The organism is Mycolicibacterium aromaticivorans JS19b1 = JCM 16368, assembly GCF_000559085.1.
Taxonomy (GTDB): Bacteria; Actinomycetota; Actinomycetes; order Mycobacteriales; family Mycobacteriaceae; genus Mycobacterium; species Mycobacterium aromaticivorans.
The window spans coordinates 3,469,391-3,492,573 of sequence record NZ_JALN02000001.1 but is presented as its reverse complement, the minus strand read 5'-3'; the positions used below and the strand labels follow the sequence as shown (position 1 = coordinate 3,492,573).

Sequence of the window (23,183 nt, the reverse complement as noted above, 5' to 3'; positions counted from 1 at the left end):
TGTGGCAGGTACAGGATTCGAACCTGTGTAGGCTTCCGCCGACGGATTTACAGTCCGCTCCCATTGGCCGCTCGGGCAACCTGCCTGGGTGCGCCGCACCGGGGATCCGGTTTGGTGCGACTAGCAGGGTACAACGAGGATGTACCCCAAACACAAACCGGCCGATCAACCGAAGGGGACGAGTCCAATGGCGGATTCATCGTTCGACATCGTGAGCAAGGTCGACCGCCAAGAGGTCGACAACGCGCTGAACCAGGCGGCCAAGGAGCTGAGCACCCGGTTCGACTTCCGCGGCACCGACACCACGATCGCGTGGAAAGGCGACGAGGTCATCGAACTCGTCAGCTCCACCGAGGAACGGGTCAAGGCCGCCGTCGACGTCTTCAAGGAGAAGCTGATTCGCCGCGACATCTCCATGAAGGCCTTCGACGCCGGCGAACCGCAGGCCAGCGGAAAGACCTACAAGGTCAGCGGCACCCTCAAGCAGGGCATCGACTCCGAGCAGGCCAAGAAGATCAACAAGCTGATCCGCGACGAAGGCCCCAAGGGCGTGAAGTCGCAGGTCCAGGGCGACGAGATCCGGGTCAGCTCCAAGAAGCGCGACGACCTGCAGGCCGTCATCGCCCTGCTCAAAGCTGCCGACCTCGACGTGGCGCTGCAGTTCGTCAACTATCGGTAGACCAAGGGCCCTCGCTCAACCAACCGGTCAGTGCCTAGTGTGGTGAGCATCACCACCCACGCGAAGCGAGGACCGCGATGACCGCCACCCCGGAGACTGCCCCCGTACCCGCCGAGAGCGACGGCGGGTCCTACGACGTCGTGATCGTCGGCGCCGGCTTCTCCGGGATCGGCGCCGCCTACCGCATCGCCGAGCGCAACCCCGGCACGCGCTACGTGATCCTGGAACGCCGCGATCGCATCGGCGGCACCTGGGACCTGTTCCGCTACCCCGGCGTGCGCTCGGACTCCAGCATCTTCTCGCTGTCCTGGCCGTGGGAACCGTGGGTGCGCAAGGAAGGCGTCGCCGACGGCGACCACATCCGCGAATACATGGAAGACACCGCGCGCAAGCACGGCATCTTGTCCAACATCCATTTCGGAACCCACGTGCAGTCGGCCGACTGGGATTCGGCCACCGACGCCTGGACCGTGCATGCCGAAGAGAACGGCGAACGAAAGACCTACCGCGGGCGCTTCGTGTTCTTCGGCTCGGGCTACTACAACTACGACGAGGGCTACACCCCCGACTTCCCGGGCCTCGAGACGTTCGCCGGCACCGTCGTGCACCCCCAGTTCTGGCCGGAGGACCTTGACTACACCGGCAAGAACGTGATCGTCATCGGCAGCGGGGCCACCGCGATCTCGCTTATTCCAGCACTGGCCCAGAAGGCAGCCAAGGTGACGATGCTGCAGCGCTCGCCAACCTTCCTGCTGGCCGGCTCCCGGGTGAACCCGCTCATCGAGGCCGTCCGGAAAGTCGTTCCCCGCAAGATTTCTCACGCGTTCGCGCGCTACTTCGCAGTCGCCTTCGAAAGCGTCGTGTGGTTCTTGGCCCGGACCGTACCCGGTGTGGCCCGCAAGATCATCCGGGCCCAGAACGTCAGCCGGCTGCCTGCGGGCTACCCGGTCGACGTGCACTTCAAGCCGCGCTACAACGTCTGGGATCAGCGCCTGTGCCTGGTCGCCGACGGCGACTTGTTCGAGGTGATATCCGACGGCCGCGCTGAAGTCGTCACCGACCACATCGACCGCTTCGACGACACCGGCGTCACCCTGAAGTCGGGCAAGCACTTGGCGGCCGACATCATCGTCACCGCGACCGGCTTGCAGCTGCAGGCCCTCGGTGGTGTGCGAATCACATTGGACGGCAATGAGATCAAGCCCCAGGAACGGTTCTCCTACAAGGCGCACATGCTCGAGGACGTACCGAACCTCATTTGGTGCATCGGCTACACCAACGCGTCGTGGACGCTGCGCGCCGACATGACCGCCCGCGCGGCGGCCAAGCTGATCGAATACATGAACACACACGGCTACACCCACGCCTTCCCACACCTGGGTGGCGAACCCATCGCCGAGAAGCCCGCGTGGGACATCCAGGCCGGTTACGTGTTGCGCAACCTGCACGCCCTGCCGAAGTCGGGTCTCAAGCGGCCATGGGTGGTCCGGCAGAATTATCTCGCCGATGCCTTCGACCACCACTTCATCGACAAGATCGACGAGGACATGACGTTCGGCCGGGTGGCGTCCCCGGCGCAGGTGGCCGGATAGCTCAGCAGCGGGTGGGGTGGGTGCACCCACGCACCCCGATTGCACGAACTCCCCATGAACAACCGGGTATTCGCAATACGCTGAACACCATGACTTCTCAACGCCGCGAACCCAATGTCGTCGTGCTCGGCGGCGGATCCTGGGGTACCACCGTCGCATCCATCTGCTCGCGCCGAGGGCCGACGCTGCAATGGGTGCGCTCGGAGGAGACCGCCAAGGACATCAACGAGAACCATCGCAACTCGCGCTACCTGGGCGACGAGGTCGAACTCTCGGAAACCTTGCGGGCCACCACTGATTTCAGCGAAGCCGCCGAGTGCGCCGATGTCGTCGTGATGGGCGTGCCGTCACACGGCTTCCGCGGCGTGCTGGCCGAGCTGAGCAAGGAGTTGCGCCCGTGGGTGCCCGTTGTGAGCCTGGTCAAGGGTCTCGAGCAGGGCACCAACATGCGGATGAGCCAGATCATCGACGAGGTTCTGCCCGGTCACCCGGCCGGTATCCTCGCCGGCCCCAACATCGCACGCGAGGTGGCCGACGGCTACGCGGCCGCCGCCGTACTGGCCATGCCCGACCAACATCTGGCCGCCAACCTCGCGAAGATGTTCCGCACCAAGCGGTTCCGCGTCTACACCACCGACGACGTCGTCGGAGTCGAGATCGCCGGCGCGCTGAAGAACGTCTACGCCATCGCCGTCGGCATGGGTTATTCGCTGGGCATCGGCGAGAACACCCGGGCGCTGGTGATGGCTCGCGCGGTGCGGGAGATGTCGCGCCTCGGCGAAGCCATCGGTGGGCACCGCGACACGTTCGCCGGCCTGGCCGGCATGGGCGACCTCATCGTCACCTGCACCTCGCAGCGCAGCCGCAACCGCCACGTCGGCGAACAACTGGGCTCCGGTAAGTCCATCGAGGAGATCATCGCCTCGATGAACCAGGTCGCCGAGGGCGTCAAAGCCGCCAGCGTGATCATGGAATTCGCCGAGAAGTACGGCCTGAACATGCCGATCGCGCGCGAGGTCGATGCCGTCGTCAACCACGGCGCCAACGTCGAACAGGCCTACCGCGGCCTGATGGCCGAGAAGCCTGGCCACGAAGTCAACGACTCACACTTCTAGCGCGGCTCAGCCCGGGAACGACGGGAACAACGGGTTCGAGTTCTTCGGCCGATCCAGCATCGGGCTGGGACCCGATGTGAACGTCGCACTCGGCCCGACGACGAAGCCGACCTGGTCGTGGTTGTTCACGCACGCCACGACGCCGCCACCGTCGACGCCGCAGCTGATGTCGCGGAAGCTCAGCCGGGTGTTCGGCGGCAGCGGCTTCACGTCACCCGCCGACGCGTACAGCGAGCCGCCGCTGCTCGAAAAGCCGGGCTCACCGGACGGCCCGGCACTGACGAGGTTCGCGCCATCCGGAGCACCGGGCAGCGCCCCGCTGCAGCCGTAGCTGGAGTTCTGCTTGTCCAACACGCACACCACCCCGGGCGGTCCGGCGAAGGCGTACCAGTTGCCGCCCATGGCCGTGTACGGCACGGGGCTCACCGGGGCGTAGGCATTGACGTTCGGAAGGACCGGAGCGGGTGCCGGCTCGGGATCTGCCGCGGCCATGCCCGGCGAACCGATCGCCGCCGCCCCCGCGACGCTCACCAGGCCGATCAGGATTCTGCTCAGCATCATCACACCCTACGTAAGCGCCACCGACGGCGCAGTCTGCGGACTCACCTGGTCTTTCGGATCCGCAGTCACAATTCGTTACCAGCGGGCCATGGCGTCCTGACCGCCGGGGCTACCGGCTAGTGGCCGGCCATCTTCTCGAGCCGCGCGATCCGGTCGGAGATCGGCGGATGGGTGGAGAACATCTTGCCGATCTTCTCACTGGCGCGGAACGGGCTGGCGATCATCAGGTGCGCCTGGTCGGCCAGCTGCGGCTCGGGAGGCAGCGGCGCGTTCTCCACCCCGCCGCTGATCTTGCGCAAGGCCGACGCCAGCGCCAGCGGATCGCCGGACAGTTCAGCTCCGGACTCGTCGGCCTGGTACTCCCGCGAGCGGGACACCGCCATCCGGATCAGCGTGGCAGCGATCGGACCGAGCAGCGAAACCAGCAACAGCGCAAAGGGATTGGCACCGCCGTCGCGGTTGTTGCCGCCGAACATCCCGGCGAACAGGGCGATGTTGGCCAGCGCGGTGATCACCGAAGCCAACGCACCGGCAACACACGAGATCAGGATGTCGCGGTTGTAGACGTGCGACAGTTCGTGGCCCAGCACAGCGCGCAGTTCACGCTCGCTGAGCAGGTTGAGGATGCCGGTGGTGACGCACACCGCCGCGTTGCGCGGGTTGCGGCCGGTGGCGAACGCATTCGGGTTGGCCGTGTCGCTGATGTAGAGCCGCGGCATCGGCTGATGCGCCGTGGTGGCCAGCTCGCGAACCATCGAGTAGATCTGCGGCGCCTGAACCTCGGTGATCGGCTGGGCATGCATCGCGCGCAGTGCCAGCTTGTCGGAGTTGAAGTACACGTAGACGTTCATGCCGATCGCGAAGACCAGCGCCAGGAACATCACGTTGCGCCCGAACAGCGAACCGATGAAGACAATCAGCGCCGACATCCCAACAAGCAGCGCGAACGTCTTGAACGTGTTGGCGGTCGGATGCCAAGTCATCAATTCCTCCTACGAGCAAACGCAGTCTCCGGGAGGTTAACGCCTCGAACCGACCGTGAGGTTCCGCGACGCCGTCAGCCGTGCCGGTTGATCGTGTAGTCCATCAGTGACGCCAGTGCGCGACGGCCCGGCCCGTCGGGCAAACCGGCCAGCTCGTCGCCGGCCTGCTCGGCGTAGCGCTGCACGGTGGCCTTGGCCTTGGCGATGCCGTCACCGGCGCGCAGCAGCGCGAGCGCCTCGGCCAGGGCGTCGTCGTCCTCGATCGGGCCTTTCACCAGCTCACGCAGCCGGTCGGCCTCGGGGCCGGTCTCTTGCAGCGCGTACAGCACCGGCAGCGTGTGTACGCCTTCGCGCAAGTCGGTGCCGGGGGTCTTGCCCGACTCGTCGGGATCGCTGTCGATGTCGATGATGTCGTCGGAGATCTGGAACGCGGTGCCCACGATCCCGCCGAGCCGGCTGAGCCGCTCGATCTGGTCGTCGTTGGCGCCCGCGAACGTGGCCCCGAATCGGCCCGACGCCGCGATCAGACAGGCGGTCTTCTCGTAGATCACCTTCAGGTAGTGGTCGACCGGGTCCACCCCGTTGGTGTTGCCCTTGGTTTCGCGCATCTGACCGGTGACCAATTGAGCGAACGTCTCGGCGATGATCCGGACCGCGTCCGGGCCCAACCGGCTCACCAGGCGCGACGCGGTCGCGAACAGGTAGTCGCCGGCCAGGATCGCGATGTTGTTGCCCCAGCGGGCGTTGGCGCTGGGCGCCCCGCGCCGCATCTGCGCCTCGTCCATGACGTCGTCGTGATACAGCGTGGCCAGGTGCACCAGCTCGATCACCGCGCCGGCCACCGTGACCTGCCAGGCGTCGGGCTCCGGGCCGATCTGCGCCGACAACACCGTGAACAGCGGTCGGAAGCGCTTGCCGCCGGCCTCGAACAGGTGCACGACGGCTTCGGTCATCAGCTCGTCACCGCCGCGCAGTTCGGTGCTCATGAGCTCTTCGACACGACCTACCCCGTCGCGGACGTTCTTGGCGAAAGCCGGATCACCAAAGTCCACCCCTGCTACCACCGTGGCCGGAGTACTCACCCTGCCAACATACTGGGGGCATGGACTTGCGGGCAGACCTGGTGGTCGTCGGGGCGGGACCGGCCGGCTCGGCGGCGGCCGCCTGGGCTGCCCGGCGCGGTCACGACGTGCTCGTCGTCGACGCCGCCGAGTTCCCCCGCGACAAGCCCTGCGGTGACGGACTGACCCCACGCGCGGTGCTCGAGCTGCAGCGGCTCGGGCTCGGCGACTGGCTGGACGGCCACATCCGTCATCACGGCCTGCGGCTGTCCGGGTTCGGCGCCGACGTCGAGGTCAAGTGGCCGGGGCCGTCGTTTCCGTCCGGCGGGTCGGCGGTGCCGCGCACCGAACTCGACGACCGGATCCGCAAGGTCGCTGAAGATGCCGGCGCGGCCATGCTGCTGGGCGTGAAAGCCGTTGATGTATCTCGTGATTCGCGGGGCCGCGCGGACGCGGTGGTGCTGGCCGACGGGTCGCGGGTGTCCTGCCGCTGGGTGATCGTGGCCGACGGAGCGCGCTCCCCGTTCGGGCGGGTGCTCGGCAGGCAGTGGCATCAGGAGACGGTGTATGGGGTGGCCGTGCGCGGATACCTCTCGTCGCCGCGGTCTTCCGAGCCGTGGATCTCCTCAGACCTGGAACTGCGGTCTGTCGACGGGCAGGTGCTGCCCGGTTACGGCTGGATCTTCCCGCTGGGCAACGGCGAGGTGAACATCGGCGTCGGCGCGCTGGCCACCGCGAAACGGCCCGCCGACGTGGCGTTGCGGCCACTGATCAAGCACTACACCGACCTCAAGCGAGCGTCGTGGGGATTCGACAGCCCGCCGCGGGCGGTGTCCTCGGCACTGTTGCCGATGGGTGGGGCGGTCTCCGGTGTGGCCGGGCCCAACTGGGTGCTGATCGGCGACGCCGCGGCATGTGTGAACCCGCTCAACGGCGAGGGCATCGACTACGGGCTGGAAACCGGGCGGCTGGCTGCCGAAATGCTGGGCTCGGGCGACCTGTCGCAGGCGTGGCCCACGATGCTGCAGGCGCACTATGGGCGCGGTTTCTCGGTGGCCCGCCGGCTGGGGTTGATGCTGACGCTGCCGCGCTTCCTGCCGCTGACCGGGCCGGTCGCGATGCGTTCGTCGCGGCTGATGGGCGTCGCGGTGCGGGTGATGGGCAACCTGGTCACCGACGAGGACGCCGACCTGGTGGCGCGGGCCTGGCGCGTCGCGGGGATGGGATCGCGAATCCTGGACCGGCGCAAGCCGTTCAGCTGACCGGTTGAGTGAGCGTTGACGCCTCACTCAGCGGCGCATTGTGAAGCGTCAGCGCTCAGTGAATGACGGCCCAGCTGCCGCGACTCACAGAAATGACAAATTTGACAAAACTTCTTCACATCGCGGCGGTTGCGGCATAGGCTCCGCCGCATGAGTGACTACGACGCGATCATTGTGGGGGCCGGACACAACGGTCTGACCGCTGCGGTGGTGCTGCAGCGAGCCGGCTTGCGCACGCTTTGCCTGGAGGCCAACACCTACAGCGGCGGCATGTCGGCCACCGTCGAGCTGATCGACGGCTTCAAATACGAGATCGCCGGATCGGTGCGCTTCCCCACCGCGCAGAAGATCAACAGCGAACTCGGCCTGGACACGCTGCCGACCATTTCGTCGGAGATCATGTCGGTCAACCTCGGGGAAAACGGCGAGGAAGCAATGGTCTTCCACAGCGACCCGATGGCGATGATGACCCATCTCAACGAGAAACACGGCATGGACGCCGTGATGGCCATGGCGAACCTGTACGCCTGGAGCAGCGGGCCGGGTAAGGCGCTGGGTCGCTTCGACGCGCTGGCGCCGCCGAAGACCATCGATGAGATGTATGCCTGCGCCGCCGACGAAAACGAACGGCGGGCCATCCACGAGATGCTGTTCGGCTCGGCCATGGACGTCGTCGACCGATTCCTGCCCGACAAGGAAAAGCACTCCGTGATCCGCGGCATGCTGGCTTTCCTTGCGGTCAACTCCACCTACCGCGGCCCGTACACCCCCGGCAGCGCAACCTGTTTGGCGTTCGCGATGGCCATGCCCCCGGAGGGCGGGCAGATGACCACCAAACTCAAGGGCGGAATCGGCGTGCTCGCCGAGCACCTGCGGGACCTGTTCGTCGACGCGGCCGGAGAGATGCGCTACCGCACCAGGGTCGAACAGATCCTCGTCGAGGACGGCAAGGTCACCGGAGTGCGCCTCAAAGACGGCGAAGTGATCAACGCACCGATCGTGGTGTCCAACCTTGCTCCGGAGACCACGTTGCTGGATCTTGTTGGCGTCGACCATCTTCCGTCGTCGCTGGTGACCAGGCTCGGCGGTCGCGATCACCGGGCGTCGTTCATGCAGATCCACTTCGCCCTGGACGGCCTGCCCCAGTACGCCGCGCCCTACGACTTCCTCAATGAGCCCGGCATGCAGATGTCGGTCGGCATGTTCGGTTCACCGGAAGAGCAGCAGCGCCAGTGGGAGATTGCCCGCGGCGGCGAAGTACCGGACAACCCCGCGTTGTCGATCCAGATGCCCACTGTCGGTGATCCCGAGATGGCACCAGAAGGTAAGCACGCGGCCAGCGTGTACGCCTACGGCTTCCCCATCGAGGCGCCGCGGGATCAGCACGGTCACCTGAAAACCGTTATGGCGGAACGGGTTGTCGACAAGATCACGCGCTACGCCCCGAACTTCAAAGACATCCTGATCCGCGACATCACGTTCGCGCCGTACCACATGAACACCATGTTCGCCGCGCCCAACGGCGACTTCTGCCATGGGCTGCTGCAGCCCGAGCTGATGGGTGTCAACCGGCCGGGACCCAAGGGGTTCATCGACGAGCCGATCCCGATCGAGGGCCTGTATCTGGGCGGCGCGGGCTGCCACGGCGGACCGGGCATCACGTTCATCCCCGGCTACAACGCCGGTTATCAGGTGCTGGAAGACGCCGGCCGCTAGCGATTTCGGCGCGCTTTCCGCCGCTGAGCGCACGAAACCGCGCCCAAATCGCCGGGCGGTTAGGCCTTGACGGCGTAGTGCATGGCGACGATCCCGCCGGTCAGGTTGCGCCAGCGCACATCCGACCAGCCGGCATCCCGGATCTGCCCGGCCAGCGCCGCCTGATCGGGCCAGGCACGGATGGACTCGGCCAGATAGACGTACGCGTCCGGATTGCTCGACACCGCGCGAGCCACCCGCGGCAGCGCCTGCATCAGGTACTCCTTGTAGACGGTCGAGAACACCGGCACGACGGGGGTGGAGAACTCGCACACCACAAGCCGGCCGCCGGGTCGGGTCACCCGCGCCATCTCCCGCAGGCCCGCCGGGTGGTCGACGACATTGCGCAACCCAAAGCTGATCGTCACCGCGTCGAACACCGCGTCGCCGAACGGCAGCTTGGTCGCATCGGCCGCCACCTTCGGCACCGGCCGTGCGGCGCCGGCCCGCAGCATGCCGACCGAGAAGTCCGCGGCCACACACCACGCGCCGGAGCGGGCCAGCTCGACTGTCGACACCGCGGTCCCCGCCGCGAGGTCCAGCACAAGGTCACCGGTTCCGATGCCCAGCGCCGACCGGGTCGCCCGCCGCCAGGCGCGGTCCTGTCCCAGCGACAGCACGGTGTTGGTGATGTCGTACCGCCGCGCGACGGCGTCGAACATCGACGCCACATCGCGGGGATTCTTGTCCAGCGTCGCGCGGCTCACGGTGCCGACGCTACCCGAGCGGGAATGTTGAGCCTGACGATGCGTTGGCTAGACGCATGAGCGAAAAAGTGTGGTTCATCACCGGGACATCGCGCGGCTTCGGCCGGGAGTGGGCGATCGCCGCCCTGGACCGCGGCGACAAGGTCGCCGCCACCGCCCGCGACACCGACAGCCTGTCCGACCTGGTCGACCGGTACGGCGACGCCATCTTGCCGATCCAGCTCGACGTCACCGACCGGGACGCCGACTTCGCCGCCGTCGCGCACGCGCATGACCACTTCGGGCGCCTGGACATCGTGGTCAACAACGCCGGCTACGGGCACTTCGGCTTCATCGAGGAGCTGTCCGAGAGCGATGCGCGCGACCAGCTCGAGACCAACGTCTTCGGCGCGCTGTGGATCACCCAGGCCGCGCTGCCGTATCTGCGGGCCCAGGGCAGCGGCCACATCATCCAGGTGTCGTCGATCGGCGGTATCACCGCGTTCCCGCTCGTGGGCATCTACCACGCCTCGAAGTGGGCGCTCGAAGGCTTCTCGCAGGCGCTGGCCCAGGAGGTCGCCCCGTTCGGGATTCATGTCACGCTGATCGAGCCGGGCGGATTCGACACCGACTGGTCCGGCTCGTCCTCCAAGCGTTCGACCGAGCTGCCCGACTACGCCGAACTGCACCGCCAGGTCGACGAGGCCCGCAAGCAGCGCTGGTCTGCGCCCGGCGATCCCCAGGCATCGGCGTCGGCAATTCTCAAGGTCGTGGACGCTCCGACTCCCCCGCTGCGGGTGTTCTTCGGGGAGTCACCCCTGCAGACCGCCAAGGCCGACTACGAAAGCCGCATCTCCAACTGGGAGCAGTGGCAGCCGGTCGCCGTCGAGGCCCAGGGCTGATCAGATCGCGTGCGCGTCGACTCTCGGTGATTGACGCGCACGACTCGCCATGCGCTCGCTGAGGTGGATCAGCCGATCCTCGTGCCCAGCGGGCATGGTGTAAGCCAACTTACGGAGTTCGAGTGCGAATTCGCTGAGATCTTGGCGATACGACGCGTCGTTCATTCGGACGCCCCCAGGGCTTGGAGAGTTGGTGTTGACAGCGTTGTCATTGGCGTTCAGCGTTCCCCCGCTTGCGTTCAAGTGTGCGCCCGCCCACAGGCCATGAAAAGGTCTCTCAGGAACAATTAAGGAAAGTCATTGGCGTTGCACCAGACTCAGGCCGCGCGACGCCGTCGCCCGGAGACCCGCACGGCCTCGTAGTGGCCCAGCAACTCTTCGCAGATCGCCGGCCACGTCCGCCCGAGCACGCTGCGGCGCGCGGCAAGCGAATAGCGCGCCCGCTCGTCGAGCAGGTGATCGACCGATTGCGACAGTCGCGCTTCGAATTCCGCGACCGTCAATAACAGTCCGGTTCGGTACGGCGCCACCAGATCCCGCGGCCCACCGGCGTTCGGGGCGATGACCGGCAAACCTGACGCCATCGCTTCCTGCACGGCCTGGCAGAACGTCTCGTGCTCGCCCGGGTGAACGAAGACGTCCATGCTGGCGTAGGCGGTAGCCAGCTGATCGCCGTACAACGCCCCGGTGAACACCGCCGACGGCATGAGCGTGCGGAGCTTGTCGCGATCGACACCGTCGCCGACGATCACCAGCTGCAGGTCGTCGCGGCGGGCCAATACTGCGAGGCGCTCCACATGCTTTTCCGGTGCGAGCCGCCCGACGAAGCCGACGATCGGCTTGCCCGCCGGTGACCAGCGCGCCCGCAATTCGTTACTCCGCGCTGACGGCGCGAATCCGGTGACGTCGACACCGCGAGCCCACTGAAACACCCGCGGAATGCCATGGGTGGCAAGGTCTTCCATCGCCGCAGTAGACGGTGCCAGCGTCCGGTCCACTCGCGAATGCAGATGCCGGTTCCACGCCCACGCCGCGCGTGACGCGACGCCGATCCCATAGCTCTGGGCGAATCCGGCGATGTCGGTCTGGTACACCGCCACCGTCGGCACACCGAGGAACCGAGCGGCTTGCATTCCGCCGTACCCCAGCAGCGCGGGTGAGGCCAGATGCACCACATGCGGATCAAAGCCGCGCAGCACGCCGACCATGCGTGGTCTCGGCACCCCCAGCGGCAGCGACGTGACTTTTGGGAACATCCGCGACGGGACCCGGTGCACCCGGATTCCGTCGTGGATCCGGTCAGCTGCCGGTTCACCCCGTGGGGTGTCCGGTGCGATCACGAGAGCTTCGTGGCCGGTGCGGCGGAGATGCTCGAGCACCCGCAACACCGAGTTGCTCACTCCGTTGACGTTGGGCAGGAAGGACTCGGCGACAATGGCAACGCGCACGATTTCGAGCGTGACAGCGGCGGCTGTCAGCGAGGTTGCGCCCAGGCATACACGACACGAAAAACAGGTGGAACGCGGTACCGTGCGAGCATGCGGTTCTGGTCTGTGCTCGTGGTGGCGATCGTCGTGCTGACCACCGGTTGTAGCACGGAAATTGTCGGTGTGGCACAGGTGGATCCGCGCGGACCGGGGACGGCGCTGAGCAAAGACGGTTACGGCATCGTGGCCGGCGACCCGAACGCGCGGGTCCACATCGAGTTGTACACCGAACCGCAATGCAGCCACTGCGCCGATCTTCAGAAGGACTTCGGCGACGACATGGCCCGCTACATCAACCTCGGCCAGCTCGCCATCACCTACCGTCCGTTGACATTCCTGGACAAGAAGCCCGGCGGCTACTCCGACCGCGTCAGCAACGCGATGTTCCTGGCGCCGGGCCCGAATACGTCAGGAAAGGCATTCCAGAGGTTCGTGCAAGACCTATGGGGCCACCAGGATTCGCACGGCAACGGACCCAGCGACGCTCAGATCGCCGACATGGCCCGCGAGAGCGGAATTCCTGCCCCGGCCGTCGACGCGATGCGGGCCGGCAAGCCCGCCTTGGACGTCCAGGAGATGGCGGACACCAACTTCGAATACCTCTATGAGATCGACGCCATCAACACCGGCACCCCAACGGTGTTCGACCTCAACACCAACGAGAAAATCGACATCTACGACAACAACTGGTTGTCCAAGCTGATGTCGACCTGATTCACCCGGCGTTCCAGCAGTACCAGGCCCGTCAAGAACAACCCGCCGATCAGCCACGCCACCACCGCGATCGAGCCGGCCGGGATGATCGCCAATGCCGCCGTACGATGTTGCACGCGAACGAGATCCGGGTTGTTGCGGTCGTACTCGACGTAGATGCGCATGCCCTCGGCCAGTTCGGAGGGATAGAGCACACCGAGCTCGGGACGGTAGGTGACGCGGTCGGGGGTGACGAACTCGATCGTCGAGCGGCGCGGGCCGGCCGAGAGGACTTCGGCCTGCGCAACACCCATGTGGTGTTCGATCTGCTGATCGTTGCGCCACGCACCGGCGACCAGTAGCAATGACTGCAGGGTGACCAGCCCGATGAGGATCCACACCGCACACTTGCTCCAGCGCAACACTTTCCGACGCGTCGTGTCGACGACATCCGGCTGACGCCGGGGCAGGGCCGGTTTCACCCACGCAAAGAGACGAGCGATCACAGCGCCGACCGGATCGCGGCGTGCAACTGCCGCAACGACGATCGGTCGGCTTTGACCTCGAGAACCCGCATGCCCTCGAAAGGCTCGGCGAGCGCGCCGCCGAGTTGGTCGACCTCGATTTGGCGGGCGTCGATGTGATACGCCCGGCACAGCGCGCCGACGTCGACGTCGTGCGGGGTGCCGAAGATCCGCGCCGACACATCGGAGAACCGCGGGTCGCCCTGCTCGAGAAGTTCGAAGATGCCTCCGCCGTTGTCGTTGGACACCACGATCGTCAAGTTCTTCGGAGTCGGCTCGGTCGGCCCGATCAGCAGCCCCGAACTGTCGTGCACGAAGGTCATGTCCCCGATCAGACCGATGGTCCGGCGCGATTCGATGTCGCCGGCCGCCCGGCTCCGGTCATGCGCCAGCGCGGCGCCGATGATCGTCGACACCGTGCCGTCGATACCGGCCACTCCCCGGTTGGAGCGCACCTTGATGCCCTCGGTGTTCAGTCCGACCAGGGCTGCGTCTCGGACCGGGTTGGAGGCGCCGAGCACCAGCTGGTCCCCCGGGCGCACCGCGGCGGCCACCGCGGCCGCGACGTGCAGGCCGGTGGTCAGCGGGTGGGCGGCCAGCTGCCGGCGCACCGCCGCCATGGTGTGCGCGTTGGCCTCCGCGCAGCGCGCCAGCCACGCCGGGTCGGGCGTGCCGCTGGTCTCGGCGCGGGTGCCGGTGGCCGCGGAGTTGCCCGACACGTCGGGCCAGCGCGGACCCGTGGTCAGGGCGAACACCGGCACCGACGGGTCGGCCAGCAGCGTCGACACCGGCCGGTGCAGCGTCGGGCGGCCCAGCATGATCACCTGGCGGGGGCGCAACAGCGGCAGCGCCAGCGGGTGCAGCGGGTTGGCGGCGTGCGGCGCGGTCGGCTCGGCGACCGTCGGCAGCGCGGCCAGGTTCGGGTGGACGCCGGCGCCGTGCCCGGCGATCACCACGGTGTCGGGCGTCAGATCGATGTCCAGCGGCTGGTCGAATGCCACCGGCGGGCTGCACGTCCACGGCTTGCCGTCCGGCCTGCCGGGCGGGATTGCCGCGGCACCTGAGTCAGCATCGGGCACCAGCGGCTCCCGCAGCGGGATGTCGAATTGCACGGGGCCGGCGTTGGCCGAGCGTGCGCCGGTGGCCGCGGCCAGCACCCGGCAGGTGGCCGAGCGCCACTGCGCGTTGAGCGAACCGAGATCGCCCGCTGACGCCCCGGCCATTTCGGGAGCCAGGCCCAGGCTGATCGCCGCGCGGACCTGGGTGCCGAAGTAGCCGAGCTGCTCGAACGTCTGGTTGGCGCCGGTGCCCAGCAGCTCGTAGGGCCGATTGGCCGACAGCACGATCAGCGGAACCCGGGCGTAGTTGGCCTCGACGACGGCGGGGCCCATGTTGGCCACCGCGGTGCCCGAGGTCATCGCCACGCACACCGGGGCGCGCTCGGCGACGGCCAGGCCGATCGCCAGGAAGCCGGCGGTGCGCTCGTCGATGCGGACGTGCAGGCGCAGCCGGCCGGCCCGGTCGGCATCGGACAGCGCGAAGGCGAGCGGGGCGTTACGCGAACCTGGGCACAGCACCACGTCGCGGACGCCGCCGCGGATCAATTCGTCGACGACGACGCGGGCCTGGGCCGTCGATGGATTCATTACTACAGCGTGTCACACGTCGATCTGGCTCGACATCAGACGAGAGTGCCTGCGAAAAAGTCCAGCATCGCGTTGTTCACGGTGTCCGGGCGCTCCAGGAATCCGAGGTGGCCGGTGTGCCCGATCTGCACGTATCGGCCGTTGGGGATGGCCTCGGCGACCTCACGGCCCAGCGCGGCCGGGGTCAGCAGGTCGTCGGCGAACCCGATGACCAGCACCTCGTTGGTAATGGAACGGTAAGCGGCCAGCCGGTTGTCCTTGGGGTAGACCTCGAGCTGGGCGCGCAGGCCGGGAGTGCGCTTGATCGGGAAGGCGGTGAACATCTCCACCCAGTCGCCGATCGCCTTCTCGTCGTTGATGGTCTTGGGTGAGAAGTTCTCCAGCACACGCACTTTCGCCGCATAGGCCGGCGGCAGCTGGATGCCGGCGTTGGTGAGCTCGACGTCGGCGGCACGGAACGATTTGCGGGTGCGGTCCAGGCGGCCGCGGGTGCCCATCAGCACGGCCTGGGTGACCAGCTCCGGGCGGGTCAGCATCAGCTCCTGGGCGATGTAGGCGCCCATCGAGATCGCCACGATCCGTGTGGGTCCGCCGATCACGTCCTCGATGAGGGCGGCGGTATCGGCGATCATCTGCTCCGGCGTGAAATCGCCTGCTTCCTCGGTGGCTCCGATTCCACGATTGTCGAACGTGACGCAGCGATAGCCCGCGGACAGGAAGCGCGGAATCTGGTGAATGTGCCAGGTTCGGCCGGCGCCGCCGGTGCCGGCGATGAACAGCACCGGATCGCCGGAGCCGTTGTCCTCGTAGGCCAGGTTGATCACCTGGCAGAGGCTACGCGACCCCGTTTCCGCCGTGTCTTCGACCGCGCGGCGTCGATGGCGCCGGACCACAGCAGCGACGTCATCGCCTTGAGCTGGGTGGGCGTGGCCAAATCCTTGGCCATCAGGGCGGCAGCGGAAGCCTTGGTGGTCGCCGACGCCTTCGACATGTGCCCGGAGTCGAACGGTGGTTGCGGGTCGTACTCCATCGACAGCTGGATCACCTTGGCGCGCTCGTCGCCGCCGATCTGTCCGGCCAGCCACAGCGCGAGGTCGATACCTGCCGACACCCCGGCGCTGGTGACGATGTCGCCTTCGTGAACCACGCGTTCGTCCTTGACCGGCGTGACTCCGAGCGCCTTGAGCGCGGTCAGCGCGGCCCAGTGCGACGTCGCTCGCTTTCCTTTCAGCAGGCCTGCCGCCGCGAGGATCACCGACCCGGAACACACCGACGCCGTCCAGGTTGCGGTCCGGTGCGCCTGGCGCACCCAGTCGAGCAGCTTCTCGTCGCGGGAGTGCTCGATCGTCGTCATCCCGCCGGGCACGAGAACGACGTCCGGAGAGGGTGTTTCGTCGAACGAGTGGGTTGCGCCGACGACGAGCACACCGGAGTCCGCGGTGATCGGGCCGGTTTCGTGCCACACGAAGCGAACCTCGGCGTCGGGCAGCCAGCGCAGCACCTCATAGGGCCCGATGAAATCCAGAGCGGTGAAACCGGGATAGAGCACGATGGCGATCTGCACGACAGTCTCCTCTATGCGAACGTTTTGCGATATTGGTCGGGTGAGATGCCGACCCGGCGAATGAAGTTGCGACGCAACGTTTCCGAACTGCCGAAACCGCATCGGGCGGCAATGGTGACGACCGTGTCGTCGGTCTCCTCGAGCTGACGGCGGGCCGCTTCGGTGCGGACTCGCTCGACGTAGGCGCCGGGAGCCTCGCCGATCTCGTCGGTGAACACCCGGGTGAAGTGCCGCGGACTCATGGCCGCGCGGCGCGCCAACTCGGAGATACTGTGGGCGGCACCGGGATCGGCCTCGATCGCTTCCTGCACCTCGCGGATCGGCCGGCGACGGGCGCGCGGCATCCACACCGGTGCCGCGAACTGGGTCTGACCGCCGGGGCGGCGCAGATACAGAACGAGGTAGCGCGCGACGGTCTGGGCTACCTCGGTCCCGTAGTCGTCCTCGACGAGCGCCAGTGACAAGTCGATGCCGGAGGTCACCCCGGCCGCCGTCCACACTGTTGCCGAGCTGCGAAGGAATATCGCGTCGCGGTCGACAGTCACGGCCGGGAACTCGCGGGCCATCTGGTCGGCGAACGCCCAGTGTGTGGTGGCGCGGCAGCCGTCGAGCAGACCGGCTTGAGCGACCAGGAACGAGCCGGTGCACACGCTGACCACGCGCCGCGAGTTGGCAGCTGCCGCGCGAATCCAGGCCATGGTGGCGGGGTCATCGCGGACGGCGTCGACGCCGGGCCCGCCGGGCAGGATCAGGGTGTCGATGTCCGTGGGCTCGGGCATCGCCTCCGCGACAAACGCCAGGCCGGTCGGGGTGCTCACCGGACTGCCGTCGCGGGAGGCGACGCTGACCCGGTATCCGCCCTCGGTCAGCAGCGCGGCGCCGGTGAACACGTCGTGCGGCCCGACCACGTCGAGGGCCTGTACCCCGGGAAACCCGAGGATCACCACCGATCTCGCCATGGGTTCAGTGTCGAGGCATCCGGTGATGGCGTCTAGGCCATGCACCCCACAGATCAGGACATCACGGTGTGGTCCTGACCTCGAAATAGTGCCGCTCCACGTCGTCGAGCAGTCCGATTCCGGTGGGCTGCCAGCCGAACCGCTCACGGGTGACGGCGCTGCCGGCCGGCATGTCGAGGCTGAAGAACCCACCGATCCACCCGAAGTGATCCATCGCGTTCTCGGCAGGCATGCTGGTGACCGGAACGCCCAGGCCTCGGCCGATCGTCTCGGCGATCGCCCGGGTGGGCACACCTTCTTCGCCGATCGCATGCAGCACGGTCCCACTGGGTGCACCTTCGGCGGCCAGCCGGAACAGCACGGCGGCGTCGTCGCGGTGCACCGCCGACCAGCGGTTGGTGCCGTCGCCTACGTAGGCGGACACACCCTTCTCGCGAGCGACGTCGACCAGCCGCGGGACGAACCCGTAGTCGCCGTTGCCGTGCACCGAGGGCGCAAGCCGAACGATCGACACCCGCACTCCGCGGTCGACGAACGCCAACGCGGCCCGCTCGGAGACGCGTGGGGAGTGTGGGTTGGCGGCCTGGTCCTCGGTGAGAACCTGGCCGAGCGCGTGCCCGGCGGTTCCGCTGGTGACCACCAGGGGGCGGCCGGAATCAGCCAGCGTCTCACCGAGGGCGGTGATCGCGGCGCGGTCGAGTTCACCTGCGCCGGAGAAGTTCTCGAAGTCGTGGTGGAAGGCAAGGTGGATAACGGCGTCGGCATCTTTGGCGCCGCCGCGCAAGCTGTCGAGGTCGGCGAGGTCGCCGCGGTGAACGTCGGCGCCGGCGGCGGTCAGCGCGGCGGCGGACCCGTCGGAGCGGGCCAGGCCGAGAACCTGATGGCCGGCCGCGAGCAGTTCGGGCACCACCGCCGAGCCGACCCAGCCGGACGCTCCGGTAACGAATATCTTCATGGGGCATACCTCCATGTCAGTCGCTGTCATCAAACACTAGCGCTGATGTCAGCAACTGTCATCCCGCTAAAATTCCCGCATGGGCCGCTGGGAGCCGGACGCACAGGGCCGCCTGCAACAGGCGGCCATGGCGCTCTACACCGAACGCGGATTCGACCAGACGACCGTCGCCGAGATCGCGGAGCGGGCGGGTCTCACTGAGCGCACCTTCTTCCGCTACTTCGCCGACAAGCGCGAAGTCCTCTTCGGCGGCCAGCTCCAGCTACTGGAACAGTTGACGAAAAGCGTTGCGGAAGCGCCGGATTCGTCCGCTCCCCTAGATGCGGTCAGCACAGCGATGCAGGCGGTGAGCGCCTTCTTCGACGATCGCCGGGATGCGTCGCGACTGCGGCAAGCGGTGATCGAGGCCAACCCCGCCCTGCAGGAACGCGAGCTGTCCAAACGGTCCGCGCTCGCCGCCGCGATGGCCGACGGCCTGGTGACCCGCGGTGTCGCCGAGACCACCGCGCGCCTGACCGCCGAGGCCGGCGCCGCGGTCTTTCAGCTGGCCTTCGAGCAGTGGCTGGCCGACGACACGCACGACCTCGCTCACTTCGTGCGCCGCGCCGTCGCGGAGTTGAAGGGCGGCTTCTAGCGCCGAGGTCGACGTTGTGCGGCGATCTACTCGCGATTGTCCTGCGGTGTGTCGGTTTGGGCGAGAAGCGCGTGGCAGGTGCGCACTCGCTCGATCCACCAGTCGCGGCGGTCGGCCGGCGCGGCGAGCGCGGCCAGCCGAGCCGGGTCGGGCACCACATCGCCGACCGGCAGCCCCCCGTCGACCAGGCTGATCTCCGCGACGTCCGCCACGAACAACCCGCCGGTGCCCAGCCCGCAGGCATGCTCCAGCCGCGGCAATGCCGCCGCCGCGGTCAACCCCGCCGCGATCCCGACCGCGGTGTCCAGCGCACTCGAGATCACCACCGGGATGTCGATCTCGGCAGCGATGTCCAACAACGCCCGCACCCCGCCGAGCGGCGGCACTTTGAGCACAGCGATGTCGGCTGCCCGCGCGCGCACCACCGCCAGCGGGTCCGCGGCCTTGCGGATGCTCTCGTCGGCGGCCACCGCGACGTCCACCCGGCTGCGCACCTCGGCCAGCTCGGCTACCGTCTTACACGGCTGCTCAAGGTATTCCAGCGGACCGTCGGCGGTCAGCGCGGCCGCCGCGGCCACCGCCTGCTCGACGGTCCACCCGCCGTTGGCGTCCACCCGCACCGTCGGGATCACCGCACGCACCGCGTTCACCCGGGCGACGTCGTCGGCCAGCGTCTGGCCGGGCTCGGCTACCTTCACCTTGGCGGTACGCGTGCCAGGGAAACGCTCCAATACCTCCGGCACCTGCCCGGCCGGGACGGCGGGCACCGTCGCGTTGATCGGCACCACCTGGCGTACGACGGAAGGCCTTGCGCAGTAAGCGGATTCGACACCGGACGCCAGCCAGTGCACCGCCTCGGGCGGTTCGTATTCGACGAACGCGCCGAACTCGCCCCAGCCGGTGGGCCCGTCGATCAGGGCTACCTCGCGAACCATGATGCCGCGGAAGCGAACCCGCATCGGCAGTGCCAGAACGTGCAACCGGTCCAGCAAGTCCTCCAGCGCCACCGCCATCAGATCGCGCGGCCGCGGTTCTCCCAGTACGGGTTGCGCAGATCGCGCTTGAGCAGCTTGCCGGTGGGGTTGCGCGGCAACGCCGGCGAGATCTCCACGCTGCGCGGGCACTTGTAGTGCGCCAGCCGCTCCCGGCACCAGGCAACCAGTTCCTCTTCGGACGTCTGGCCGCCGGCGGACAATTCGACGACCGCCTTGACCGACTCGCCCCACTTCTCGTCCGGCACGCCGAACACCGCGGCGTCGAGTACGGCCGGATGATCGGTGAGCACCCGCTCGACCTCGACGGAGTAGATGTTCTCGCCCCCGGAGATGATCATGTCCTTGAGCCGGTCTTCGACGAAGATGAAACCGTCCTCGTCGACGCGGCCGATGTCACCGGAGCGGAACCAGCCGTCCTCGGTGATCGTCGAGGCGGTGGCCTCCGGCTTGTTGTGGTATTCCTTCATCAACTGCGGTGTGCGGAACCACAATTCGCCGGGCTGACCGATCGGCACCTCAGCAAGGGTCTCGATGTCGACCACCCGGACCTCCACCTCACGAGACGGCTGGCCGGCACTGATCATGCGCTCGGGCCGGGAGTCGTCGCGGTGCACCTCCGGGGAGAGCTGGGTGATCGCCCCACAGACCTCGGTCAGGCCGTACACCTGGATGAAATCGGTGTCGGGCCAGGCCTTGAGCGCCGCCTTCAGCAGCGCAGGCGGCATCGGTGACGCGCCGTAGACGAACGTCTTCAATGCGCTGAACAGCTTTACCGCATCCTCACCGGACTCCAGCACTTTGCCCAGCACGGCGGGCACCAGGAACGTCCGGTTGGCACCCTGCAGGAGTGCGCCGGCCAGCGACGCACCGTCGGCCTCACGCGTCATGATCGTCGGGATGCCGGCGTGAATGCCGTACTGAACGTAAGCCGACCCGCCGACATGGAACAACGGCATCGCCACCATGTTCTTGTCGTCGTCGCCGAACTCGAACGTCGCGGCATTGATCGTGTGCGCCAACACGTTTCGGTGAGACAGGACCACACCCTTGGGCCGGCCCGTGGTGCCCGAGGAATACATGACCAGCGCGGCATCCTCGGGATCGACCTCGGCGGGACGCCCGACCGGGGCGGCGGCGGCCAACAGGGCCTCATACCCGTCACCGTTTGCGCCGTCGGGAGTCACCTCGATGACCGCTGTGACGTTGGTCAGCTTGTCGCGGATCTTCTCGACAGCACCCATCAGCTCGGTACCGACGATCAGCAGTTTGGCGCCGGAGTCATTGAGGACGTAGTCCATCTCGTCGGCGGCCAGCCGGAAGTTGATCACGGCGGTGGCCGCGCCGATCGACGCCGCCGCCAGCGTCAGCTCGACGCATGCGGGGTGGTTCTTGTCCAAGAACGCCACCACGTCGCCGCGGCCGATGCCGCGCTCCACCAGAGCGCCGGCGAGGCGCCGGATCCGGTCGTCCCACTGCGCCCAGGTCCAGGTGCGGTCCAGGTAGCTGATGGCCTGACCGTCGGGCCTGTGCTCGGCCCAGTACGCCGGCCGGTCATCGAGGAAGCGTGGTTCGGGTGGTTGCATACGAGCCAGATTGCCACGTCAAGCCGAGGACGAGCCAGCCTTCGGGCGCAGCAGCACCCAGGCAAGCATCATTGCGGCGGCGGGCACGACGGCCATGATCAGGCTCAAGTCGTGGATGGCGGTCAGCCAACTCTGCGCCGCCTCAGACACCACCCAGCGGGCCTGCTCCGGGTCCAAGACCTCGGCGCCGGCCGCCGGGCCGGGCACACCGCCGTGCGCGACACGCAAGGCGTCGCGGGCCTGGTCCTCGGTGATCCCCGACCCCTCCAGCTTCTGCCGCCCGTCGCGCAGGAACAGCGTCGTGCCGACCAATGCGAACAGCGCCGGCCCGAGTGAGTAACTGGCCTGTCCGACAGCCGGTTTCACCGCCGAGATGACGCCACCCAACTCCGCGGGCGCGCTGGACATCATGATCGTGGACTGCGGGGTCTGCACCACCGCGCCACCGATCGCGTTCAGCGTCACCGCAACACCCATGACCAGGATCGGCGTGTGGGCGTCGAGCACCACCAGCATCACCATCCCGGCCAGCAGGATGGCCAACCCGGACATGAGCACCGCGCGCTCGCCGAACCGGTCGACCGCCCGCCCAGCCGCGGTCGCGGCCACCGACGCCAGCAGCACAGCGGGAATGAGCAACAGGCCGAGCATCTCCGGCGACTCACCGCGGATGGTGACCAGGTAGTAGGCGAACAGGATGGTGGCCCCGCCCTGCAGAAAGTTGAACGTCGCGCCGGCGACCACCGCGGCGTTGAACCGACCGGATCCGAAGATGCGCATGTCCAACGCCGGTTCGTCGGTGTGCCGCTCCCACAACACGAACGCCGCCGCCAGCGCGATCCCGACCATGATCTGCACCAGAGCGCTCACGTGGAAACCGCCCTGCAGCTGAGTGAGCCCGAGAATCAACAGGATCAGTCCGACCGCGATCAACACGATCCCGACGACGTCCAGCTTGCGCTGCCACCGCAACGTCTCCGGTACGTATCGCATGGTCAGCGCGAGCGTGACGGCGGCCAGCACCGGGGTCACCAGAAAGCATGCACGCCAACCGAAATGCGCCGCCAGCCAGCTTCCGACCGCGGGCTGAAACACGCTGAGGGCGTGGCCGACGCCTAGGTACATCGCGATCGCAGCGGCACGGCGTTCCGCCGGGAACACCGCGTTGATGATGGCCAGCGACAACCCCAGAACAAATGCGAAGCCAATGCCCACCCCGGCCCGAGCGAACGTCAGCACCGCCACGTTGGGTGCCACGGCCGCGAGCACGCCGAAGCCGATCGAGCCGTAACAGCCGATCGCGAACATCCGCTTCATGCCGTACAGGTCCCCGAGCGCACCCGCGCCGAGCACCGCCGCGGCCAGCGTGAGTGTGGCCAGGCAGGCCAGGAAACTGGCGGTGCTGGGGCTGAACCCCAGACCGTGGCGCACCTCGGCGAGGTTGGCCGACAGGATCGTCGGGTCGGCGGCGGTGATGCTGTAGCCCAGACCCATGGCCACGATCGTCATGGTCGCGGCGAGGCCGGTCACCTGCTGCTGCGACATGG

Annotated in this window: 22 protein-coding genes and 1 tRNA gene; 8 read left to right on the top strand and 15 right to left on the bottom strand. The window is 67.6% G+C overall.

Annotation, left to right across the window (positions count from 1 at the left end):
• Window positions 1–2 precede the first annotated feature (2 nt).
• A tRNA-Tyr gene (locus tag Y900_RS16790) sits at window positions 3–85 on the bottom strand.
• Between the two features lie 102 nt (window positions 86–187).
• Here Y900_RS16790 and Y900_RS16785 point away from each other — a divergent pair.
• The 3 genes from Y900_RS16785 to Y900_RS16775 all read left to right on the top strand — a co-directional run bounded on the left by Y900_RS16785 (window position 188) and on the right by Y900_RS16775 (window position 3,386).
• The gene (locus Y900_RS16785; RefSeq protein WP_036343305.1) at window positions 188–679 is read left to right on the top strand and encodes a YajQ family cyclic di-GMP-binding protein; all 492 of its coding nucleotides are present in this window, start codon (window positions 188–190) and stop codon (window positions 677–679) included.
• 77 nt (window positions 680–756) lie between these two features.
• Window positions 757–2,271 carry a flavin-containing monooxygenase gene (locus Y900_RS16780; RefSeq protein WP_036343303.1) on the top strand — a complete coding sequence of 505 codons (1,515 nt, stop codon included), beginning with the start codon at window positions 757–759 and terminating at the stop codon, window positions 2,269–2,271.
• Window positions 2,272–2,360: 89 nt separating this feature from the next.
• The gene (locus Y900_RS16775) at window positions 2,361–3,386 is read left to right on the top strand and encodes an NAD(P)H-dependent glycerol-3-phosphate dehydrogenase (protein WP_036343301.1); all 1,026 of its coding nucleotides are present in this window, start codon (window positions 2,361–2,363) and stop codon (window positions 3,384–3,386) included.
• A 6-nt stretch (window positions 3,387–3,392) separates the two neighbouring features.
• Here Y900_RS16775 and Y900_RS16770 read toward each other — a convergent pair whose 3' ends face one another.
• The 3 genes from Y900_RS16770 to grcC1 all read right to left on the bottom strand — a co-directional run bounded on the left by Y900_RS16770 (window position 3,393) and on the right by grcC1 (window position 6,012).
• The gene (locus Y900_RS16770) at window positions 3,393–3,944 is read right to left on the bottom strand and encodes a hypothetical protein (protein ID WP_036347038.1); all 552 of its coding nucleotides are present in this window, start codon (window positions 3,942–3,944) and stop codon (window positions 3,393–3,395) included.
• Between the two features lie 119 nt (window positions 3,945–4,063).
• Window positions 4,064–4,930 carry a zinc metalloprotease HtpX gene (gene htpX, locus Y900_RS16765; protein WP_036343300.1) on the bottom strand — a complete coding sequence of 289 codons (867 nt, stop codon included), beginning with the start codon at window positions 4,928–4,930 and terminating at the stop codon, window positions 4,064–4,066.
• A gap of 74 nt (window positions 4,931–5,004) precedes the next feature.
• Window positions 5,005–6,012: a nonaprenyl/(2E,6E)-farnesyl/geranylgeranyl diphosphat synthase gene (grcC1, locus tag Y900_RS16760; protein WP_081845141.1), complete on the bottom strand. Its 1,008-nt coding sequence runs from the start codon at window positions 6,010–6,012 to the stop codon at window positions 5,005–5,007.
• Between the two features lie 20 nt (window positions 6,013–6,032).
• On the opposite strand from grcC1, the gene menJ reads away from it, so the two are divergent.
• Both menJ and Y900_RS16750 read left to right on the top strand, forming a co-directional pair.
• On the top strand, window positions 6,033–7,253 hold the full coding sequence (menJ, locus tag Y900_RS16755; protein WP_036343297.1) for a menaquinone reductase MenJ: 1,221 nt from the start codon (window positions 6,033–6,035) through the stop codon (window positions 7,251–7,253).
• Window positions 7,254–7,403: 150 nt separating this feature from the next.
• Window positions 7,404–8,969: a phytoene desaturase family protein gene (locus Y900_RS16750; protein WP_036343296.1), complete on the top strand. Its 1,566-nt coding sequence runs from the start codon at window positions 7,404–7,406 to the stop codon at window positions 8,967–8,969.
• Between the two features lie 59 nt (window positions 8,970–9,028).
• Here Y900_RS16750 and Y900_RS16745 read toward each other — a convergent pair whose 3' ends face one another.
• Window positions 9,029–9,715, bottom strand: a complete 687-nt coding sequence (locus Y900_RS16745; protein WP_036343294.1) for a demethylmenaquinone methyltransferase — start codon at window positions 9,713–9,715, stop codon at window positions 9,029–9,031.
• Between the two features lie 56 nt (window positions 9,716–9,771).
• Between Y900_RS16745 and Y900_RS16740 the strand changes: the two genes are divergently transcribed.
• Window positions 9,772–10,596, top strand: coding sequence for an SDR family oxidoreductase (locus tag Y900_RS16740; RefSeq protein WP_036343292.1), 825 nt, complete (start codon window positions 9,772–9,774; stop codon window positions 10,594–10,596).
• A gap of 317 nt (window positions 10,597–10,913) precedes the next feature.
• Here Y900_RS16740 and Y900_RS16735 read toward each other — a convergent pair whose 3' ends face one another.
• Window positions 10,914–12,044, bottom strand: a complete 1,131-nt coding sequence (locus Y900_RS16735) for a glycosyltransferase family 4 protein (RefSeq protein WP_036343290.1) — start codon at window positions 12,042–12,044, stop codon at window positions 10,914–10,916.
• A gap of 90 nt (window positions 12,045–12,134) precedes the next feature.
• On the opposite strand from Y900_RS16735, the gene Y900_RS16730 reads away from it, so the two are divergent.
• Window positions 12,135–12,797 carry a DsbA family protein gene (locus tag Y900_RS16730; RefSeq protein WP_036343289.1) on the top strand — a complete coding sequence of 221 codons (663 nt, stop codon included), beginning with the start codon at window positions 12,135–12,137 and terminating at the stop codon, window positions 12,795–12,797.
• Here Y900_RS16730 and Y900_RS16725 read toward each other — a convergent pair.
• The 6 genes from Y900_RS16725 to Y900_RS16700 all read right to left on the bottom strand — a co-directional run bounded on the left by Y900_RS16725 (window position 12,758) and on the right by Y900_RS16700 (window position 18,424).
• On the bottom strand, window positions 12,758–13,258 hold the full coding sequence (locus tag Y900_RS16725) for a DUF3592 domain-containing protein (RefSeq protein ID WP_036347036.1): 501 nt from the start codon (window positions 13,256–13,258) through the stop codon (window positions 12,758–12,760). The two genes, Y900_RS16730 and Y900_RS16725, sit on opposite strands and share 40 nt — an antisense overlap.
• A gap of 20 nt (window positions 13,259–13,278) precedes the next feature.
• Window positions 13,279–14,946, bottom strand: coding sequence for a 2-succinyl-5-enolpyruvyl-6-hydroxy-3-cyclohexene-1-carboxylic-acid synthase (menD, locus tag Y900_RS16720; RefSeq protein ID WP_036343288.1), 1,668 nt, complete (start codon window positions 14,944–14,946; stop codon window positions 13,279–13,281).
• A 35-nt stretch (window positions 14,947–14,981) separates the two neighbouring features.
• Entirely contained in the window at window positions 14,982–15,770 is a 789-nt protein-coding gene (locus Y900_RS16715; protein WP_081845140.1) for an alpha/beta fold hydrolase, read from the bottom strand.
• Window positions 15,767–16,510, bottom strand: coding sequence for a DJ-1/PfpI family protein (locus Y900_RS16710; protein ID WP_036343286.1), 744 nt, complete (start codon window positions 16,508–16,510; stop codon window positions 15,767–15,769). Before Y900_RS16710 ends, Y900_RS16715 begins: the two co-directional genes overlap by 4 nt.
• Window positions 16,511–16,521: 11 nt before the next feature.
• Window positions 16,522–17,469, bottom strand: a complete 948-nt coding sequence (locus Y900_RS16705; protein WP_036343285.1) for a GlxA family transcriptional regulator — start codon at window positions 17,467–17,469, stop codon at window positions 16,522–16,524.
• A 61-nt stretch (window positions 17,470–17,530) separates the two neighbouring features.
• Window positions 17,531–18,424, bottom strand: coding sequence for an SDR family oxidoreductase (locus tag Y900_RS16700; RefSeq protein WP_036343284.1), 894 nt, complete (start codon window positions 18,422–18,424; stop codon window positions 17,531–17,533).
• A gap of 79 nt (window positions 18,425–18,503) precedes the next feature.
• Here Y900_RS16700 and Y900_RS16695 point away from each other — a divergent pair, with 79 nt between their 5' ends.
• Window positions 18,504–19,058: a TetR family transcriptional regulator gene (locus Y900_RS16695; RefSeq protein ID WP_036343283.1), complete on the top strand. Its 555-nt coding sequence runs from the start codon at window positions 18,504–18,506 to the stop codon at window positions 19,056–19,058.
• A gap of 26 nt (window positions 19,059–19,084) precedes the next feature.
• On the opposite strand, the gene Y900_RS16690 is transcribed toward Y900_RS16695, so the two are convergent.
• The 3 genes from Y900_RS16690 to Y900_RS16680 are packed head-to-tail and all read right to left on the bottom strand — an operon-like array spanning window position 19,085 to window position 23,181.
• A complete protein-coding gene (locus Y900_RS16690) occupies window positions 19,085–20,071 on the bottom strand; it encodes an o-succinylbenzoate synthase (protein WP_036343282.1) in 987 nt (328 codons plus the stop codon).
• Window positions 20,071–21,636 (bottom strand): long-chain-fatty-acid--CoA ligase, encoded by a 1,566-nt coding sequence (locus Y900_RS16685; protein WP_036343281.1) that lies wholly within the window; start codon window positions 21,634–21,636, stop codon window positions 20,071–20,073. Before Y900_RS16685 ends, Y900_RS16690 begins: the two co-directional genes overlap by 1 nt.
• 18 nt (window positions 21,637–21,654) lie before the next feature.
• Complete coding sequence (locus tag Y900_RS16680; RefSeq protein WP_036343280.1) at window positions 21,655–23,181, bottom strand: MFS transporter; 1,527 nt, start codon at window positions 23,179–23,181, stop codon at window positions 21,655–21,657.
• Window positions 23,182–23,183 lie beyond the last annotated feature (2 nt).